The organism is Marinobacter maritimus (assembly GCF_007671675.1).
Classification (GTDB): domain Bacteria; phylum Pseudomonadota; class Gammaproteobacteria; order Pseudomonadales; family Oleiphilaceae; genus Marinobacter; species Marinobacter maritimus.
The window spans coordinates 121,397-140,311 of the sequence record NZ_VCGW01000005.1 but is presented as its reverse complement, the minus strand read 5'-3'; the positions used below and the strand labels follow the sequence as shown (position 1 = coordinate 140,311).

Here is an 18,915-nt window from a genome sequence, read left to right as displayed (position 1 = left end):
GTACGCTATTCAGTCCGTAAAAAACCAGTCAAGCCAGCAATTCCACAAGTATCTGCTCATAGATCCGGGATAATGTATCCAGATCTTCAGCTTTCACGCACTCGTCTATCTTGTGAATGGTGGCGTTGATCGGGCCGAGCTCCACAACTTGCGCTCCAGTGGGTGCGATAAAGCGCCCGTCAGATGTGCCGCCTGATGTGGAAAGCTCGGTTTCACGCCCGGTCACATCGCGAATGGCACTTTGGCAGGCCGCGACCAGAGCACCTTTGTCGGTCAGAAAGGGCCGGCCACTGAGGTGCCACTGCAGATCGTACTTAAGATTGTGCCGGTCAAGAACTGCCACTACCCGCTCTTCAAGACTTTCCGCCGTATTTTCAGTGCAGTAACGAAAGTTGAAGTGCACCAGGCACTCGCCTGGAATGATATTGCTGCCGGTGCCGGCTTCGACTTTCGTGATCTGAAAGGTTGTCGGCGGGAAATAATCGTTGCCGTTATCCCAGAACTCGTTAGCAAGTGTATGCAGGGCAGGCGCAATGGCATGAACGGCGTTGTCCGCAAGGTGCGGATAGGCCACGTGGCCCTGAACCCCTTGCACCGTAAGATAGCCGTGCAACGAACCGCGACGGCCATTTTTTATCACGTCTCCGACATCCTGAGTGCTGGACGGCTCGCCTATCAGGCACCAGTCCATCTTTTCCGAGCGGGCTTCCAGAGCTTCGATTACCTTCACAGTGCCGTTCTGCGCCGGGCCCTCTTCATCGCTTGTAATCAACAAGGCTATAGAGCCGCGATGGTTCGGATGAGCACTGACAAAGCGCTCGCAGGCGGTGATGAAAGCCGCAAGACTGCCCTTCATGTCGGCGGCGCCACGACCATGCAGATAACCGTCTTTGATAACGGGATCAAACGGAGGGTGTGCCCATTTGCTTTCCGGCCCTGTGGGAACCACATCGGTGTGCCCGGCAAAAGCCAGCACTGGCCCCTCTGAACCTTTGCGGGCCCAGAGGTTGTCTGTATCGTCAAAGCGCATGTGTTCGCCAATAAACCCCAACGGGATCAGGCGAGACATCATCAGTTCCTGGCAGCCGGCGTCATCTGGCGTGACCGATGGCCGGCTGATCAGGTCGATGGCCAGTTCGAGTGTTTGAGAATCAGTTGTTTGCATGCAGTTCTTCATTCAGCTCGATGGCGGATTTGTTGGTTTTGCATTCAACCGCGCCGGTCTGACTGTTTCGGCGGAACAGCAAGTCTGGCTTGTTGGCCAGATCACGAGCCTTGATGATTTCCACAAGCTCGTTGCTGTCATCCAGCAAGGCAACCTTGGTGCCGGCTGTTATGTACAGGCCAGCCTCAACCTTGCAACGGTCTCCCAGGGGAATGCCAATGCCGGCATTGGCGCCGATCAGGCAGTTCTCACCAACGGAAATAATCATGTTGCCGCCACCGGATAGTGTGCCCATGGTGGAACAGCCGCCGCCAAGATCGGAGCCTTTGCCTACCATAACGCCCGCAGAGATGCGGCCTTCAATCATGCTGGTGCCTTCGGTACCGGCGTTGAAGTTGATAAAGCCTTCGTGCATTACGGTTGTACCTTCACCCACATAGGCGCCGAGGCGCACGCGTGCTGTGTCGGCTATGCGAATGCCTTTTGGTACCACGTAATCTGTCATTTGTGGGAATTTGTCTACGGATTTTATTTCCAGCGAGCGGCCATCCAGGCGGGCTTTGAGTTGGCGCTCCGGCAGTTCGTTCAGATCAATGGCACCCTCGTTGGTCCAGGCCAGGTTCGGCAGCAGGCCGAATATGCCGTCGAGCTTGACGCCGTGAGGTTTGGCCTGGCGATGAGAGATCAGGTGCAGCTTAAGGTACACCTCTGGCGTGCTGGAGGCGGTGTCATCCGTTTCCAGAATCGTGACGACCACCGGGCGTTTGCTGCCGGCTGCTTTTTCCGCAAGCGAGGCCTGATCGCTTGCGCCGATCTGACGCAGCGCGTTGGCAAACTGCACAAGCTGCTCCGCGGTCGCCTGGATAGCCTGGTTGCCGCCTTTGTAGTCGAGGGCAGTTTCTACCACATCGATCAGCTCTTTTTCGGGTGTAATGATCGGCTGCTGGTAAAAAACCTCCAGCCACTCGCCCTGGTTGTTTTGGGTGCCGATACCGATACCGAATGCAAAGCTCATGTGGTGATTGCTCCTGTTTATTTGAAGATTATTGCCCAGTCTTCGGCGTTAAAGCCGACATAAACCGAACCTTCATGCTCGACCACGGGTCGTTTAATGATCGAGGTGTTTTCCAGCATGAGGTCGTGGGCAGATTGGGCGTCAATGGTATCACGAACCTCATCGCTGAGTTTGCGCCAGGTTGTGCCTCTACGATTCAGAAGACGTTCCCAGCCAACTGCGTTTTCCCATTGGCTTAGTTGAGCTTCGTTGAGTTCGTCTTTTTTGAAATCGTGAAATTCGTAGGGAATGCCCTGTTCATCAAGCCAATTTCGGGCTTTTTTGACGGTGTCGCAGTTTCGTATGCCATACAGCTTCATGGTTCAGTTTGCCTTTACAAAATCAACAATGCGCCTCGCGGCCTCAACGCATTCTTCCAGTGGCGCAACCAGTGCCATGCGAATCCTGTTCTCTCCCGGGTTGTGACTGTCCACTGTGCGCGATAAGTAGCGTCCGGGCAGTACATGAACGTTCTGCTGTGCCGACAGCTCTTTCGCAAAGGTTTCGTCATCCATCGGAGTGACGGGCCAAAGGTAGAAGCCGGCGTCGGGGAAGTCCACGTCCATGACGTCACGAAGAATGGGTACCACCGCTTCAAACTTGGCACGGTAAGCCGCGCGGTTGTCCCTCACATGGGCTTCGTCTTGCCAGGCAGCAATACTGGCCAGCTGGTTGTGAACGGGCATGGCGCAACCATGGTAGGTGCGGTAGTCAAGATAGCCTTTTAATACGCGTGCATCGCCCGCAACAAACCCCGACCTCAGTCCCGGCAAGTTGCTGCGTTTTGAAAGGCTGTGAAATACCACACAGCGTGCGAAGTCATGTCGACCGATAGCTGCGCAGGTTTGCAGCAGTCCCTCGGGCGGATTGTTTTCATCCGGATAGAGCTCGGAGTAACACTCGTCTGAAGCCACAATGAAGTCGTGCTTGTCTGCCAGTTCAATAACTTTCGTCAGGGTTTCCCGAGGCATAACGGCGCCACTGGGATTGCCTGGCGAACACAGGAACAGAACCTGGCAATCGCGCCATACAGACTCGGGTACCGCGTCAAAATCCGGGATAAAACCGTTGGTGCCATCACAGGGCAGGTAAACCGGGGTAGCACCTGCCAAAAATGCCGCGCCTTCATACACTTGATAGAACGGGTTCGGGCTTACAACCGTTGCAGGCTTGCTTGAATCAACCACCGCCTGCACCAGTGAAAATATTGCTTCCCGGGTGCCGTTCACCGGAACGATGTTGTGGTCCGCGCTGAGGGATCCGGCTTGCAGTTTAAATCGCCGCGTAGTCCATTCGCTGATCGCCTGCCGCAGCTCATACAGGCCTTTTGTGGTGGGGTAGTTGGCCAGTCGGTCGAGGTTGTCGGCAATCACCTGTTTCACAAACTCAGGGGAAGGGTGTTTGGGTTCGCCGATGCCCAGGGAAATGGGGCGCAGATTGTCCGGCGGTGCTATACCAGCCTTTAATTTGGCAAGTTTTTCGAACGGGTAGGGGTGGAGTTTGTCGAGATTCGGATTCATTGAATGTCATCCAGCATTTTGCATAGGTCCTGCTGCAGGGCGAGGCACACGGCGGGATCGCCGACAGGGTCGCCGTGTTCGTCGGTCACAAAGAATACGTCTTCTACGCGCTCGCCTAGTGTGGCGATTTTGGCGTTGCTCAGGCGTATGCGATGATCCAGCAGCACCTGCCCAATCCGTGCCAGAAGGCCGGGGCGATCAGGCGTAATCACTTCAATCACCGTGCGCTCGTTAATGGTGTCGTTGGAAAACAGCACCTCGGTCGGGAACGCGAAATGCCTGAGCTGCCTTGGTGTGCGGCGGTGAATAATGTCGGGATAGTCTTCCGGATCATCCAGCTCTTCGATCAGGCGCTTGCGCACCCGTTCCTTGCGGGCAGGATCTACGCCCAGAGGCTGGCCTTTTTCGTCGAGAACGACATAGGAGCTGATTGTATAGGGGCCTTCGTTTGAACTTATGCGGGCATCCACAATGTTGAGGTTGAGCTGCTCCAGTACCGCAGTTGTGGCGGCAAACAGGGTTGGCCGATCGTTCATGTAAATAATGATTTGGGAGTAACCATCGGTTGGACCGCCGCGGGTGTCTCGGATAAGTACCAGTGGTCCCGGCGTATTGCCATGGTTAATGATGGCTGCGGTTTGCCAGGCGATATCAACCGTGGAGTCCTGCAGGAAGTAGTCTTCATCGACCGTGTCCCAGATGGCATCGATCTGTTCGTCAGTGATGCTTTGGGCATGGAGAATTTCCCGGGCCTCCGACTGGGTTGCGCGCACCCACTCCTGCCGGTCAACGGGGATCTCTGTGCCGCTTCGCAAGGCACGCTTGGCTTCCATATACAACTGGCGCAACAGGGACGCTCGCCAAGTGTTCCAGAGCTTCGGGTTGGTTGCGCTGATATCACATACCGTGAGTATATAGAGATAGTCGAGGTGCGCCTGACTGGGCAGAGCCCGGGCAAATGACCGGATAATATCCGGGTCAGAAATGTCCTTGCGCTGGGCCGTCATGGACATCAGCAGATGATTTTCCACCAGCCAGGAAGCCAACTGGGTATCACGCTCCCCGAGATGATGACGTTTACAGAACGACTCTACATCGATAGCACCAAGCTCTGAATGATCTCCCCCACGACCCTTGGCAATGTCGTGATACAACCCGGCAATATAAAGAACCTCCCTTTTGGGAAGCCCGTGAATCAGTCGGGCGGCCAAGGGGTAGTCGTCGCGCGCGTCCGGGCCGTTCAGCCGCACCATGTTACGGACAACCCGCATGGTGTGAGCATCAACGGTGTAAATGTGGAAAAGGTCGTGCTGCATCTGACCGATAATCTGCCCGAACTCGGGCAGATAGCGACCCAGCACATTGTACTTTTTCATGGCGGAGAGGGATTCATCCAGCGCATGGGGTGTTCTCAGCAGTTCCATGAACAGGGAAGTCACGGCCAGGTCAGAACGGAAAGCATCGTCAATCAGATGCCTGTGTGCCCGCAACGACCGTATTGTTGTGGCCCGGATGCCCCTTATTTCAGGGTGCTGGGCCATCAGCACGAAGATTTCCATGATCGCGTAGGGGGAATAGGCAAATACCTGGTTATTTACCGCCTCTATGTAGCTGTTGCGAACCTGGAAGCGCTTGTTGATCGGCTGAATATTATCTTCTGTGCCGGTGCCGAGTATCGCCTCGTCGTAAAACTGGAGAATAACGTCAGCGAGCTCTGCCAGTGCCAGCACGGTCCGATAATAGGACTGCATCATCAACTCGACATCCAGCCGCTTGCCTTCGTCTTTGTAGCCCAGCATTTGCGCCAGGGCTCGTTGATGATCGAACAGCAGCCGGTTTTCGTTACGGTCCGCGATCAGCTGCAGTCCGTAGCGCAGTTTCCACAGCAGGGTCTCACCCTGAACCAGGATCTGGTGTTCCTCGTCGGTGAGGATGCTGAAGCGGGTCAGGTCGGCAATGCTCTGAAGGCCAAAATGCCGCTTGGTAATCCATCCAATGGTCTGGATATCTCGCAGGGCGCCCGGGGAGCTCTTTACATTGGGCTCCAGGTTGTACTCGGTGTCGCTGTATTTCTTGTGGCGCTGCTGTTGCTCTTTGCGCTTGGCAATAAAGTAGTCGCGATCAGTGATGATGTTATCGGAGTAGGCTTGTTCACTGAGTTCTTTACGCAGTTCATCCGGGCCGGCAATTGTGCGGGTTTCCAGCAGGTTGGTCAGTGTGGCTATATCGCCTCGTGCCGCCTCTTTGCTTTCTTCAATGCTGCGAACGCTGTGGCCAATGTCGAGCTTCAGATCCCAAAGCAGAGTGACAAAAGCTCCGAGATCTTCCTGCCAGCCCGGTTCAATGCCGTTGCGTGTCAGAATCAGCAGGTCAATATCCGAGTGTGGGTGGAGTTCGCCTCGCCCGTAGCCGCCAACGGCGATGAGCGCAATGTCCGGTGAGCCGGAGAAGGGATAGCGATCCCAGATCAGCCTCAGCACGGTGTCGACCGTATCGGCCCTGGAGCGAACCAGGGCCCGCACATCGGCGCCCTGTCTAAAGGCTTCAGCATCGGCATTGTAACGCTGTTTGAGCAGCTCCCTGGCTGCCTTCACAGGAGATGGATCCCTGCTGATACTGGCCTCCAGTTCCTCGCGGTCCACTTAGAAGGATTCCTCCGACCGTTTGGTCAATACTTCATAGCCATCGGCCGTCACGAGAATAGTGTGTTCCCACTGCGCAGAAAGCTTGTGGTCTTTGGTGACCACTGTCCATTGATCCGGAAGCATTTTGGTGTGGTACTTGCCTTGGTTGATCATGGGCTCAATAGTAAAGGTCATGCCTTCTTGCAGTTCCATGCCTGTGCCCGGTTTGCCGTAGTGCATAACCTGCGGCTCTTCATGGAATACTTTGCCAATGCCATGGCCGCAGTAGTCCCTGACCACGGAATAGCGATGCTTTTCGGCGTGCTGCTGGATTACATGGCCAATGTCGCCCAAACGAGCGCCTGGCTTAACCAGCTCAATGCCTTTGTAGAGGCATTCCTGAGTAATGGCGACCAGGCGTTCAGTGCCGGGCTTTGGTTTACCGACGATCCACATCTTACTGGTGTCGCCGTGGTACTCATCTTTTATAACGGTAACGTCAATATTGACAATGTCACCGTCCTTCAGAATCTTTTTCTCTGAAGGTATGCCATGGCAGATAACGTGGTTGACTGAAATGCAAACCGACTTTGGAAAGCCTTTGTAGTTCAGAGGAGCAGGAATCGCCTGTTGCTCATTGACGATGTAGTCATGGCAGATCTGGTTGAGCTCTTCCGTTGAAATGCCAGGTTTAACGTGTTCCCCGATCATTTCGAGAACCTCGGCCGCCAGACGGCCGGCCACACGCATCTTTGCAATTTCTTCCGGAGTCTTGATCGATACTTGCATTAGGCTTCCCGTTAATTTGTATCAATCGCGTATTTTAAGGGGCTGGGGCTCTGGGTACAAGGAAGCCCTGATGCAAAATTAATGGCGGGAGGTCTGCATTTTGTGATATAAACGCGCCCGCTGGAAACAAATCCGGCAAATTCGCACACGTGTCAGCACGTTGTCCCAGGGTGCCTACTTCCACTTTTAAGTTGTAAAGGGAGTCTGGTTGGGGCAATTGGACGCGTGGAGGACTAACCCGAAGCTAAACTAAGGTAATATCATGGCTCAGGTAAATATGCGTGACCTGCTCAAGGCAGGTGCTCACTTCGGTCACCAGACTCGCTACTGGAACCCGAAAATGTCGAAGTTCATCTTCGGCGCCCGTAACAAGATTCACATCATCAACCTTGAGCAAACTGTTCCTGCAATGAATGAAGCACTCGACTTCGTTCAGAAGCTGACAGAGAGCAAGAACAAGATCCTGTTCGTTGGCACCAAGCGCGCCGCAGCCAAGGTCATCAAGGAAGAAGCAGAACGTTCCGGTCAGCCTTTTGTTAACCACCGCTGGCTCGGCGGCATGCTGACCAACTACAAAACCATCCGTCAGTCCATCCGTCGTTACCGTGATCTGGAAGCCCAGAGCAAAGACGGTACTTTCGACAAGCTGACCAAGAAAGAAGCTCTTGAGCGCACCCGTGAAATGGATAAGCTTGAGCGTTCTATTGGCGGTATCAAGGATATGGGCGGCCTGCCTGATGCGTTGTTCGTTATCGACGTTGATCACGAGCGCATTGCTATCAAAGAAGCCAACAAGCTGGGCATCCCTGTTATCGGCGTTGTTGATACCAACAGTAACCCGGACGGCGTAGATTTCGTGATTCCGGGCAACGACGATGCTATCCGTGCGATCCAGATCTATGTGAAAGCTGTTGCTGATACGTGCCTTGAATCAGCACAAGCTGGCGGCGCAGGCGCTGATGAGTTTGTAGAAGTCAGTGAAGAAGCTGCAGGAACCACTCCAGCTGCTGAGTGATGCATACGCGTCACCTTTGAGATGTAAAGCCTACCCGGAGGAGTCTCCGGGTAGGCTTCCCCACCGAATTCGAACAAGTTAAGAGGATTGAACATGGCTGCAATTACCGCTGCAATGGTCAAGGAACTGCGTGATCGCACTGGCCTTGGCATGATGGAGTGCAAAAAGGCTCTGGTTGAATCTGAAGGCAGTGTAGACGCCGCGATCGAAGAATTGCGCAAGTCTTCTGGCCTCAAAGCCGCCAAGAAAGCCGGGCGCACAGCCGCTGAAGGTGTTTCGCTGATCAAGATTTCTGACGACAACACTGCTGCTTACATTGTTGAAGTAAACTCCGAAACCGACTTTGTTGCTCGTGACGACAACTTCATCAATTTTGCCAACGACGTTCTGAACGTTGCCTTTGAGAAAGGTGAAACCGACGTTGCCAAGCTGATGGCAGGTGATCTCGAAGCCAAGCGCGAAGCGCTGGTTCAGAAAATTGGCGAGAACATCAGTGTTCGCCGTGTTGTTGAGCTCAAAGGTCCTGTTGTTGGTGGCTATGTTCACAGCACCAATAAAATCGCCGCTGTTGTTGCTCTGACTGCTGGTGACGCCGAGCTGGCTCGCGATATCGCGATGCACGCTGCAGCTGTTAATCCGCGCGTTGCAAAGCCGGAAGACATGCCAGCTGAAGAACTCGAGAAAGAGAAAGATGTCATCAAGGCGCAGCCGGATATGGCAGGCAAGCCAGCCGAAATCGTTGAAAAAATGATGGGTGGCCGTATTAAGAAGTTCCTCAAGGAGCACAGCCTTGTAGAGCAGCCTTTCGTCAAAAACCCGGAGCAGACCGTGGGTGAGTTGATCAAATCCGCTGGCGGTGAGCTGGTAGGTTTCATTCGCCTGGAAGTGGGTGAAGGCATTGAAAGAGAAGAAGTAGACTTTGCTGCCGAGGTTGCTGCTGCAGCCGGTACAGGCAAGGCCTGATTTTTCTCGGCGCTGTAACAGCCAGTTACAGCGCCACCTGAGTCTGCCACGTTGGTTGGATTTTTCCGGCTCTCGTGGCGGGCTTGTATCTGAGATCCCCCTTTTCCGAGGAGTATGTCAGATACAAGCCTGCGATGCGTATCACGCCGGATAGCAGTTAACAGACAAAAAGGGGATCAATATGCCGACATCATCGAAAAACCAGCCGAGATACAATCGTGTTTTGCTCAAGCTCAGTGGCGAAGCCCTGATGGGTGAGCATGATTTCGGTATTGATCCCAAAGTTCTTGATCGGATGGCACTTGAAATTGGTGCTTTGATCGGCATCGGCGTTCAGGTTGGCCTCGTTATTGGCGGCGGCAACCTGTTCCGGGGTGCATCGCTGAGTGAAGCAGGTATGGACCGGGTTACCGGTGATCACATGGGCATGCTGGCGACCGTTATGAACGGCTTGGCCATGCGTGACGCTCTCGAGCGTTCGAACATCCGCACCCGGGTTATGTCGGCTATTCCCATGAGTGGTATTGTTGAGCATTATGATCGCCGCCGTGCTGTCCGGGACCTTAAAGATGGTGATGTGGTTATATTTTGTGCAGGTACGGGCAACCCCTTCTTCACAACCGATTCGGCAGCTTGCCTGCGTGGTATCGAGATTGAAGCCGACGCAGTACTGAAAGCAACCAAGGTGGATGGGGTGTATTCTGCGGATCCGTATCTTGACCCCACGGCGGAAAAGTACGACAAACTGACTTATGATCAGGTGCTTGATAAAAAGCTGGGTGTGATGGATCTGACGGCAATATGCCTGGCGCGGGATCATGGTATGCCGCTGCGTGTTTTTGATATGAACCGTGCGGGCGCGCTGACGCGCATCGTGACGGGTGAGAAAGAAGGTACACTGATTGAATAACGGGCTTCACAATGCCCCGACGAACGAATTGAGGATTATTACGTGATCAACGATATAAAAGCTGAAGCCGAAAAGAAGATGGAAAAGAGCCTGGAAGCTCTGCACTCAGCGTTTAACAAAATCCGTACAGGCCGTGCACATCCGTCTATTCTGGACAGTGTGATGGTTAACTACTACGGTCAGGAAACGCCGCTGAAGCAGGTCGCGAGCGTTAACGTGGAAGATAACCGTACGCTGGCTGTGTCCCCTTGGGAGAAGAATCTGGTACCGGTTATCGAGAAAGCCATTATGATGGCCGACCTCGGTCTGAACCCGGCAACCAGCGGTGATCTGATTCGTATACCGATGCCGATGCTGACCGAAGAAACCCGTAAAAACATGGTCAAGCAGTCGAAAGCGGACGCAGAGAATGGTCGTGTGTCTATCCGGAACGCCCGTCGCGATGCAAACAGCATGATGAAAGATCTGCTGAAAGACAAAGATATAAGCGAAGATGACGTGCGCAGGGGTGAAGAAGAAATCCAGAAGCTTACAGATCGCTATATCGCTGAAGTCGAGAAGATGCTCAAAGCGAAAGAAGAGGATCTGATGGCGGTCTGATCGCCTCGGTTCACTTGCAAGCGAAACATGCGGCTAGCGGGTTTTCTGCTGGCAGTACAGGGGATTTCATGACGGGAACAGTATCCGCAGAGATTCCGGTGTCGGCTGATAGCCGGCCCCGGCATGTGGCCATTATCATGGACGGTAATAACCGGTGGGCCAAGGCGCGTCGGTTAAAAGGAGTGGCAGGGCACAAAGCCGGAGTGGATGCGGTGAAGTCTGTTGTTGAAACCTGTGCCCGGGAAGGGGTGGAGGTGCTCACGCTGTTCGCTTTTTCAAGCGAAAACTGGCGTCGTCCAAAGGACGAAGTCTTCGCTCTGATGAAACTGTTTGTTTTTGCGCTGGAGCGGGAAGTCAGGAAATTGCACCGCAATGACATACGCCTGCGCATTATCGGGGACCGTTCCGCGTTTAACTCCACGCTGCAGGAGCTCATGGCCAAGGCGGAGCAACTTACGTGTAACAACACCGGAATGACGCTCGTCATTGCCGCGAATTACGGCGGCCATTGGGATATTGCACAGGCAACAAGGCAAGTTGCCGAACAGGTCAAAGCGGGGCACCTTCAGCCATCCGATATTACCGACGATCTGATTCAACAGCACCTGAGCATTGGTGATCTTCCCATGCCGGATCTCATGATTCGTACAGCGGGCGAGCAACGCATAAGCAACTTTATGCTCTGGCATCTGGCTTACACCGAGCTCTATTTTTCGCCTGAATTCTGGCCCGATTTCAAAGAAGACGAGATGCGCAAAGCGCTACAGGCCTATGCCGGACGTCAACGCCGATTTGGTCAGACAGATGACCAGATTACGGCCAAACCGTCACAACAATAACGAACCACGGCGACTCCTACTGTGCTAAAAACCCGGATCATAACCGCTCTTATTCTTGCCCCCATCGCTATTGGCGGCGTCTTTTTCCTGCCGCCTTTGGGTTTTGCGCTGTTTACCGCTGCAATTATCACCTTGGGTGCCTGGGAGTGGGCCAATATGTCCGGGCTTGAGCAGCAATCACGCCGAGTTGCATATGCGGCAGTGATTGCACTTATCCTGTATGGCCTCCTGAATGTATCGGCTGTTGCAATGCTTTGGCTCGCTCTTGTCTGGTGGGTTGTCTGTTTTTTGCTGGTTCGCAGTTATCCAGCAGGTTCAGAGCGTTGGGGCAGTGTGCCGGTGAGGGCGTTTATGGGTGTGCTGGTGTTGGTGCCTGCATGGGTTGGTCTGAACCATCTCCGGGCCGGCGGATTCCAGTTTGGAAGTACGGACAACAACCTGCTGCTCATTCTGTATGTGTTTTGCGTCGTCTGGGTCGCAGATATAGGTGCCTATTTTGCCGGCAGGGCTTTTGGCAAGTCCAAACTTGCGCCGAGAGTCAGCCCTGGTAAGTCCTGGGCAGGCGTATGGGGCGGCCTGGCGGCCGTTGGCACCTTTGCCTTTATTGTGAGTATTCTTGCTTCGGCCGGCGCCGTTGAAACCGTTCTGCTGGTTATTGCGAGCCTGGTAACCGGCATAGTGTCGGTGCTTGGAGATCTGCTTGAAAGCATGCTCAAACGCTTCAGAGGCATCAAGGATAGCAGCCGCTTGCTACCCGGGCATGGCGGAATCATGGATCGCATCGACAGCCTTACTGCTGCGGTTCCGGTATTTGCGCTTATTATCACTCAACTTGGCTGGCTGACAGCGGTCGGGCACTTTTGAGTATGATCGCTCGCGCCATTACGGTTCTTGGTGCCACGGGATCAATCGGGCTCTCCACTCTGGATGTTATTCGGCGTCACCCCGGGCGGTTTTCAGTGTATGCACTCACAGCCGGAACCCGTGCTGAAGAGCTTGCAGCGTTGTGTCGGGAGTTTCACCCCAGGGTTGCGGTGATGGCCGATGCTACCGCAGCGCAAAAACTTGCTGAACTGCTTTCAGACCTCCCGGATATCTCTGTCTTAAGCGGAGAGGCCGGGTTGTGTGAAGTCGCTTCCTCCCCGGAAGCCTGTACCGTTATGGCCGCGATTGTAGGGGCCGCTGGGCTGGTTCCCACGCTTGCTGCTGTCCACGCGGGTAAACGTGTGTTACTTGCGAATAAAGAAGCGCTGGTTATGTCCGGCAAGTTGTTTATGGACGCTGTCTCGGCTTCAGGCGCCGAGTTGCTGCCCATAGACTCCGAGCACAACGCCATCTTCCAGTGCTTGCCTGCAGACAGGATTCGCGATCCGGATGGGGCCGGCATTACCCGGATTCTTCTGACGGCTTCCGGCGGGCCTTTTCGGGAGCACAGCGCTGAAGCCCTGCATTCAGTAACGCCGGCCCAGGCCTGCGCTCATCCGAACTGGTCCATGGGGCAGAAAATCTCTGTAGACTCGGCCACCTTGATGAATAAAGGGCTTGAGCTGATCGAGGCATGTTGGCTGTTTAACATCACACCCGATCGGATAGAGGTTCACGTACACCCGGAAAGTATTATCCACTCCATGGTAGAGTATGCCGACGGTTCTGTGCTGGCTCAGCTGGGCAGCCCGGATATGCGTACGCCCATCGCAAACGGGTTGGCTTGGCCGGAACGTATCGATGCAGGGGTCGCCCCGCTGGATCTTTTTACGATAGGACGATTTCACTTTGAGCGTCCAGACCTCTTGCGCTTTCCCTGTTTGCGATTAGCGGCCGAGGCCTTTGAAACAGGCGGTACAGCTCCAGCGGTGCTGAACGCGGCGAACGAGGTCGCAGTGGCCGAGTTCCTGAACGGGAATCTGGCTTTTACAGACATACCGATTGTTATTGAGAGAACTCTTGCGGTTACGCCGGTGGTGTCTGCTGACAGCTTTGATATCATCTTCGCGAAAAACTCGGAAGCACGGCAGCAGGCGCGGGAACAGATCGCGCTGTTAACTGTCTGATATAAAATAAAGAATTTCGCCTGGCTGGCGCCAAAACCAGGAAAGCTATGCAGATTATTCAAACCCTACTTGCTCTCGCACTTACCCTGGGCATACTCGTCACCCTCCATGAGTATGGCCACTTCTGGGTGGCGCGTCGCTGTGGTGTGAAAGTACTTCGTTTTTCGGTGGGTTTCGGCAAGCCGCTATTCTCTTGGTATGATCGTCATGGAACCGAGTTTGCCATAGCGGCTATTCCGCTGGGTGGCTATGTAAAAATGCTGGATGAGCGCGAGGGTCCGGTTCCCGAAGAGCTCAGGGATCAGGCTTTTACCGCCAAACCGCCTTCCCAGCGGATTGCTATTGCGGCAGCAGGCCCGATTGCCAATTTTCTTTTCGCAATTTTTGCCTACTGGGTGCTCGGTGTAGTGGGTGTTACCCATATTGCGCCGATCGTTGGCGACGTTGCCGAAAAAAGTGTTGCTGAGCGAGTTGGCTTGCAAAATGGTATGGAACTTCATGCCGTTGACGGTCACCGGGTAAGTTCCTGGCGTGATGTGAACATGCGCATCCTCGAGCGTGCAGGGGAGCAGGGTGAGATAACACTGGACGTGTCCAGCGGCGGGGCCAGGGGCGTCGTGAGTGGTGAGCTCGGCGGCTGGGGTCTGAGTGAAGATGTGCCCAACCCGCTTGCAGAGTTTGGTATTACGCCGTGGCGACCGGACGTGCCAGCGATTCTTGGCCAGATTTCAGATGGTGAGGCTGCGCAGGCTGCGGGTCTTGAGGCGGGGGATCGCATCCTTGCAGTGAATGACCTGCCAGTGGGTGACTGGTTTGACCTGGTCGAGTTTATTCGCGATGCACCCGAGCAAACACTGGCTCTTACGGTTGAGCGCGCCGGGTCCGAACGAGCCGTACAGATTACCCCGGGCGCAAAAAAACTGGATAATGGCGAGACAATCGGATTTGTCGGTGCCGGTGTTGAAGCGGTTTCGTGGCCCGACAGTGTGATGCGAGACGTTCGCTATGGTCCTCTGGCTGCAATTCCCATTGCGTTGGATGAAACCTGGGCGGATACACGTCTTACGTTGGTTGCTATCAAGAAAATGGTTACAGGGCTGCTGTCGCCCAGTAATCTCAGCGGTCCGATTACAATTGCCCGGGTAGCCGAGGCTAGTGTCAGTTCCGGGTTTGAAGATTTTGTTCGTTTTCTGGCTTATCTCAGTGTCAGCCTCGGTATTCTCAATCTGTTGCCGGTACCGGTTCTGGATGGTGGTCACATCGTGTATTACACCATTGAGGCAATCCGCAGAAAACCGCTTTCGGATGAGACCCAGGCGCTTGGGTTACGAATTGGTATGGCAATGATTCTCACATTAATGGTGTTTGCTCTTTACAACGACCTGATGCGGTTGTGAGAATTGCGGGCTCCTTACGCGCATCAACCAGGCGAAATAATTGAATGAGACGCTCTCTTCTAGGTTTAGCCGTTGGCCTCGCTGTTGCCGCAACCGGCATGAAGCCAGCATTTGCAGATGAATTTACGGTTGCAGATATCGAGGTGGAAGGCTTGCAGCGCGTTTCTGCGGGTACTGTGTTTTCCGCTTTCCCTGTCAATATTGGCGAACAGATGGATGAATCCGAGTTGGCAGATGCGATCAAATCGCTTTTCCGGACCGGACTGTTCACGGACATAGACGCCAGCCGCGATGCCGGTACTCTCATCCTCACCGTGCGGGAGCGCCCTTCAATTACGTCGATCGACATTGAAGGCAACAAGAACATCGAAACTGACATGCTCATGGATGCTCTGGCTGGCGCCGGGCTCCAGGAAGGTCAGGTGTTCCGCCGGGCAACGCTTGAAAGGCTCGAACTGGAAATTTTGCGATCCTATATCGGTCAGGGCCGTTACAATGCCCGGGTAAAAGCAACGGCTGAAGAGCTGCCGCGCAATCGTGTAGCCATTCGCCTGGATATCAATGAAGGTACGGTTGCCGCCATTCAGCACATCAACCTGGTAGGGAATCGCGACTTCAGCGACGAAGAATTGAGGGATCTCTTTGAGCTGCAAACCAGCAGCTGGTGGAACTCCCTTACGAACTCAGACAAGTACGCGCGGGAACGCCTTAGTGGCGATCTCGAAACGCTGCGCTCATTCTACCTCGACCGGGGTTATCTGGACTTCAATGTGGAGTCTAGCCAGGTGTCCATTTCGCCGGATAAGCGGCAGGTCTTTATTGCGATCGCACTGAACGAAGGGCCGCAGTACACGATCTCCGAGATCCGGCTTCGTGGCAACCTCATTATTGATGAAAAAGAGCTTCGGGAGCTGATTCCGGTAGATGAGGGAGATGTATTCTCCCGTGCCCGCATGACGGCGATCTCGGAAACCCTTGCGTTTCGGCTGGGCAAGGAAGGTTATGCGTTTGCCAGCGTGAATGCAGTGCCTGAACCCGGAGAAGACAACACAGCTGCCGTTACGTTTTTTGTTGAGCCTGGCAAACGAGCCTATGTTCGCCGCATCAACTTCGATGGCAACGTGTCCACCCGTGATGACGTCTTGCGCCAGGAAATGACTCAGATGGAGGGTGGTATTGCCTCCTCCGACCGCATCGAATTTTCCAAAACCCGTCTCGAGCGCCTTGGCTTTTTCAAGGGGGTTAATGTGGAAACTGTTCCCGTGCCTGGAACAGATGATCTGGTCGATGTTAACTACTCTGTCGAAGAACAGCCGACGGGTAGCCTCTCTGCGTCCGTGGGCTTCTCTCAGGATTCCGGTGTTATTCTTGGTGCTAATGTCTCTGAGAACAATTTCTTCGGCACTGGCAAGCGCGTGTCGTTTGGCGTAAATGTCAGCGACTCGGTCAAGAGTGCAAATATTGGCTACACCGATCCCTACTACACGGTAGATGGTGTCAGCCGGGGGTTCAGTGTTTTTGCCCGTGAGACCGACTTTGAAGAAGAAGATATTACGTCCTACCTCCTGGACGAATACGGTGGTCGCCTTACGTTTGGCTATCCAACGGATAACATTACCCGATTGAATTTTGGACTGGGGTATACACTTTCCAAGGTCAAAGGTGGCGTATTTACGTCCCAGGAAGTCAGCGATTTTATCAATACCGAAGGCGATACCTTCAATAACTTCTTTATGTTCGGCAGCTGGCGTCGCAGCACTCTTAACCGGGGCATACTGCCAACAGAAGGCTACAGCCACTCGTTGTCGCTCGATGTTGCGGTGCCTGGCAGTGATCTCACTTTCTATAAGGCAAGCCATAAAACTGATTTCTACTACCCACTCACGGATACTGACCGTTGGGTGCTGCGCACGAGAACAGAGATAGGTTACGGGGACGGTTACGGTGACCGCTCAATCATGCCGTTTTATGAACATTTTTATGCCGGCGGTTATGGGTCTGTCCGAGGCTATCAGGCCAACTCACTGGGACGGCGTGCTACCAACGCCCCCAATGATTTTTCCGACCCCGATCCTTTCGGTGGTAACCTCCTGACGGAAGGTTCTCTGGAGCTTATTTTCCCGACACCGTTTGCGGGTGATAGCAGATCCATGCGTACAGCGTTCTTTTTGGACGCAGGGCAGGTATTCGATCCGGATCGGGATTTTGATCCGGCTCTGGATGAAGTGCGCTTGTCAGTGGGTATCGGCTTCCAGTGGATCACAGCGGTGGGCCCTCTGGCATTCAGCCTTGCCAAGCCGCTTAACGACAAGCCTGGTGACGATACTCAGATATTCCAGTTCTCACTGGGCCAGACATTCTGAATCAGACACACAAGAAACAAGAACGAATGAGAAACAGGAGCCTTATTATGTTTAGAACCGTACTGATGTTTGCCGCAGCTATTTCGCTGGCAATGCCGGCTGTGGCGGAGACCCGTATTGGTGTTGTGGACCTGCGTCAGGCTTTGTTTTCATCGGACGATGCCAAAACCTTCAGCGAAAGTCTCCAGAAAGACTTTGCTGGCGACGAGGAAAAAGTCCGCGCAACTCAGGAGTTCGCCCGCGAACTGAAAGAGCGTCTGGAAAAAGACGGTGCGATGATGAACGAGAGCGAGCGCAACAAGCTTGCCGGCGAGTTTCAGGAGAAGGTTAAAGAGTTCAACTTCCTCAAGCAGCGTCTCGACTCCACAGTTAACCAGCGTAAGCAGGCGTTTCTTGAAGAAGCCCGTCCTGAAGTGGATGCGGCGGTAAAAGAGCTGCTGGAAGAAAACGACCTCGATCTGATTCTTCCGAGTGAGGCTGTTGTCTATGTGAAGCCGAGCATGAACCTGACCCCGCAGCTTCTGGAGAAGCTGAACCGTTAATTCCTGCCGGAGAGCCTTCGGGCTCACGAGCGTGTTGTGGAGCGCGTGATGACAGAAGCGACTTACCGGTTAGGAGAGATCGCGAAGGCTCTGGGGGCAGAGCTTCGCGGCGATCCTGAAATCCGGGTTTCCGGTCTTGCGACCCTCGAGGCAGCTGGCCCGGATCAGCTCAGCTTTCTGGCAAATCCCGCCTACGCCAAGCACCTGTCGAATACCCGCGCTGCAGCGGTTATTTTATCGCCTGCCGCTGCGGCAGACCGTCCGACCAATGTCCTGTTACTTGATAATCCGTACCTGGGCTATGCTCGGCTCAGTCACTGGTTTGATCCTGCCCCCGTCGCGCCGCCAGGCATTCACCCTTCGGCCGTGGTTGATGCCAGCGCGACAATAGCGGTCAGCGCCAGTATAGGCCCCAACACCGTTATTGAAGCGGATGTTGTGATTGGTGATCAAGTTGCTATTGGGCCAGGTTGCATTATCGGAGCTCGAACCAGCATCGGCCCTGGCTCCATTATCCGCCCCAGAGTGACTCTGGCCCACGATGTCGTTGTGGGGCAGCGTTGCCATATCCTAAGCGGTGCTGTGATTGGTTCTGATGGATTTGGCTTTGCCAATGAGAAAGGCCAGTGGCACAGAATCGCGCAACTCGGGCGCGTTGTTCTGGGTGACGACGTTGAAGTTGGCGCGAATACAACGATCGACCGTGGCGCACTGGACGACACGGTTATCGGTAATGGCGTGAAACTCGACAATCTCATTCAGATTGCTCACAACGTCCGCATTGGCGACCACTCAGCCATGGCTGCGATGGTCGGGATTGCGGGTAGTACGCGGATCGGCAGTCACTGTGTTTTCGGTGGAGCCGCCGGAGTGGCTGGGCATCTGGAAATAGCCAACCAGGTGCACCTTACCGGCATGACTCTGGTAACCGGTGATATTCGGGAACCGGGAGTCTATTCCTCTGGCACTAGCGCAGACACGAATCGGCAATGGCGAAAGAACGCCGTGCGTTTCCGCCAGCTGGATACGCTGGCACGTCGCATAAAAGAACTGGAAAAGAAATCAAAGGGCTGAGGCCGATCA

Annotated in this window: 17 protein-coding genes; 11 read left to right on the top strand and 6 right to left on the bottom strand. The window is 54.3% G+C overall.

What is annotated here, in order from left to right:
• Window positions 1-28: 28 nt before the first annotated feature.
• The 6 genes from dapE to map are packed head-to-tail and all read right to left on the bottom strand — an operon-like array spanning window position 29 to window position 7,152.
• Complete coding sequence (gene dapE, locus FFI90_RS17175) at window positions 29-1,165, bottom strand: succinyl-diaminopimelate desuccinylase (protein ID WP_144779786.1); 1,137 nt, start codon at window positions 1,163-1,165, stop codon at window positions 29-31.
• Window positions 1,152-2,180, bottom strand: coding sequence for a 2,3,4,5-tetrahydropyridine-2,6-dicarboxylate N-succinyltransferase (dapD, locus tag FFI90_RS17170; protein ID WP_144779784.1), 1,029 nt, complete (start codon window positions 2,178-2,180; stop codon window positions 1,152-1,154). Before dapD ends, dapE begins: the two co-directional genes overlap by 14 nt.
• Before the next feature lie 17 nt (window positions 2,181-2,197).
• On the bottom strand, window positions 2,198-2,539 hold the full coding sequence (locus FFI90_RS17165) for an ArsC family reductase (RefSeq protein ID WP_144779782.1): 342 nt from the start codon (window positions 2,537-2,539) through the stop codon (window positions 2,198-2,200).
• Between the two features lie 3 nt (window positions 2,540-2,542).
• Window positions 2,543-3,739, bottom strand: a complete 1,197-nt coding sequence (gene dapC / locus FFI90_RS17160; RefSeq protein WP_144779780.1) for a succinyldiaminopimelate transaminase — start codon at window positions 3,737-3,739, stop codon at window positions 2,543-2,545.
• Window positions 3,736-6,381: a [protein-PII] uridylyltransferase gene (locus FFI90_RS17155; protein ID WP_144779778.1), complete on the bottom strand. Its 2,646-nt coding sequence runs from the start codon at window positions 6,379-6,381 to the stop codon at window positions 3,736-3,738. Before FFI90_RS17155 ends, dapC begins: the two co-directional genes overlap by 4 nt.
• Entirely contained in the window at window positions 6,382-7,152 is a 771-nt protein-coding gene (gene map, locus FFI90_RS17150) for a type I methionyl aminopeptidase (protein ID WP_144779776.1), read from the bottom strand.
• Window positions 7,153-7,414: 262 nt separating this feature from the next.
• Here map and rpsB point away from each other — a divergent pair, with 262 nt between their 5' ends.
• The 11 genes from rpsB (at window position 7,415) to lpxD (ending at window position 18,906) form a co-directional block, all read left to right on the top strand.
• Complete coding sequence (gene rpsB, locus FFI90_RS17145; protein ID WP_144779774.1) at window positions 7,415-8,167, top strand: 30S ribosomal protein S2; 753 nt, start codon at window positions 7,415-7,417, stop codon at window positions 8,165-8,167.
• 93 nt (window positions 8,168-8,260) lie between these two features.
• A complete protein-coding gene (tsf, locus tag FFI90_RS17140; protein ID WP_144779772.1) occupies window positions 8,261-9,130 on the top strand; it encodes a translation elongation factor Ts in 870 nt (289 codons plus the stop codon).
• Window positions 9,131-9,311: 181 nt separating this feature from the next.
• Entirely contained in the window at window positions 9,312-10,040 is a 729-nt protein-coding gene (gene pyrH, locus FFI90_RS17135; protein WP_144779770.1) for a UMP kinase, read from the top strand.
• A gap of 42 nt (window positions 10,041-10,082) precedes the next feature.
• On the top strand, window positions 10,083-10,640 hold the full coding sequence (gene frr, locus FFI90_RS17130) for a ribosome recycling factor (protein WP_144779768.1): 558 nt from the start codon (window positions 10,083-10,085) through the stop codon (window positions 10,638-10,640).
• Between the two features lie 68 nt (window positions 10,641-10,708).
• A complete protein-coding gene (gene uppS / locus FFI90_RS17125; RefSeq protein WP_144779766.1) occupies window positions 10,709-11,479 on the top strand; it encodes a polyprenyl diphosphate synthase in 771 nt (256 codons plus the stop codon).
• A 21-nt stretch (window positions 11,480-11,500) separates the two neighbouring features.
• Window positions 11,501-12,343, top strand: a complete 843-nt coding sequence (locus FFI90_RS17120; RefSeq protein ID WP_144779764.1) for a phosphatidate cytidylyltransferase — start codon at window positions 11,501-11,503, stop codon at window positions 12,341-12,343.
• A gap of 2 nt (window positions 12,344-12,345) precedes the next feature.
• Complete coding sequence (gene ispC, locus FFI90_RS17115) at window positions 12,346-13,530, top strand: 1-deoxy-D-xylulose-5-phosphate reductoisomerase (protein WP_144779762.1); 1,185 nt, start codon at window positions 12,346-12,348, stop codon at window positions 13,528-13,530.
• A gap of 47 nt (window positions 13,531-13,577) precedes the next feature.
• Window positions 13,578-14,927 (top strand): RIP metalloprotease RseP, encoded by a 1,350-nt coding sequence (rseP, locus tag FFI90_RS17110; RefSeq protein ID WP_144779760.1) that lies wholly within the window; start codon window positions 13,578-13,580, stop codon window positions 14,925-14,927.
• 44 nt (window positions 14,928-14,971) lie between these two features.
• Window positions 14,972-17,290, top strand: a complete 2,319-nt coding sequence (gene bamA / locus FFI90_RS17105) for an outer membrane protein assembly factor BamA (RefSeq protein ID WP_144779758.1) — start codon at window positions 14,972-14,974, stop codon at window positions 17,288-17,290.
• Between the two features lie 47 nt (window positions 17,291-17,337).
• Entirely contained in the window at window positions 17,338-17,832 is a 495-nt protein-coding gene (locus FFI90_RS17100; protein ID WP_144779756.1) for an OmpH/Skp family outer membrane protein, read from the top strand.
• A gap of 48 nt (window positions 17,833-17,880) precedes the next feature.
• Window positions 17,881-18,906 (top strand): UDP-3-O-(3-hydroxymyristoyl)glucosamine N-acyltransferase, encoded by a 1,026-nt coding sequence (gene lpxD, locus FFI90_RS17095; protein WP_144779754.1) that lies wholly within the window; start codon window positions 17,881-17,883, stop codon window positions 18,904-18,906.
• Window positions 18,907-18,915 lie beyond the last annotated feature (9 nt).

Coding starts and splice junctions, on each gene's coding strand:
- FFI90_RS17100 (WP_144779756.1), top strand. CDS start 17,338: ATGTTTAGAACCGTACTGATGTTTGCCGCAGCTATTTCGCTGGCAATG.
- rpsB (WP_144779774.1), top strand. CDS start 7,415: ATGGCTCAGGTAAATATGCGTGACCTGCTCAAGGCAGGTGCTCACTTC.
- dapE (WP_144779786.1), bottom strand. CDS start 1,165: ATGCAAACAACTGATTCTCAAACACTCGAACTGGCCATCGACCTGATC.
- tsf (WP_144779772.1), top strand. CDS start 8,261: ATGGCTGCAATTACCGCTGCAATGGTCAAGGAACTGCGTGATCGCACT.
- ispC (WP_144779762.1), top strand. CDS start 12,346: ATGATCGCTCGCGCCATTACGGTTCTTGGTGCCACGGGATCAATCGGG.
- bamA (WP_144779758.1), top strand. CDS start 14,972: ATGAGACGCTCTCTTCTAGGTTTAGCCGTTGGCCTCGCTGTTGCCGCA.
- lpxD (WP_144779754.1), top strand. CDS start 17,881: ATGACAGAAGCGACTTACCGGTTAGGAGAGATCGCGAAGGCTCTGGGG.
- rseP (WP_144779760.1), top strand. CDS start 13,578: ATGCAGATTATTCAAACCCTACTTGCTCTCGCACTTACCCTGGGCATA.
- FFI90_RS17165 (WP_144779782.1), bottom strand. CDS start 2,539: ATGAAGCTGTATGGCATACGAAACTGCGACACCGTCAAAAAAGCCCGA.
- pyrH (WP_144779770.1), top strand. CDS start 9,312: ATGCCGACATCATCGAAAAACCAGCCGAGATACAATCGTGTTTTGCTC.
- dapD (WP_144779784.1), bottom strand. CDS start 2,180: ATGAGCTTTGCATTCGGTATCGGTATCGGCACCCAAAACAACCAGGGC.
- map (WP_144779776.1), bottom strand. CDS start 7,152: ATGCAAGTATCGATCAAGACTCCGGAAGAAATTGCAAAGATGCGTGTG.
- dapC (WP_144779780.1), bottom strand. CDS start 3,739: ATGAATCCGAATCTCGACAAACTCCACCCCTACCCGTTCGAAAAACTT.
- uppS (WP_144779766.1), top strand. CDS start 10,709: ATGACGGGAACAGTATCCGCAGAGATTCCGGTGTCGGCTGATAGCCGG.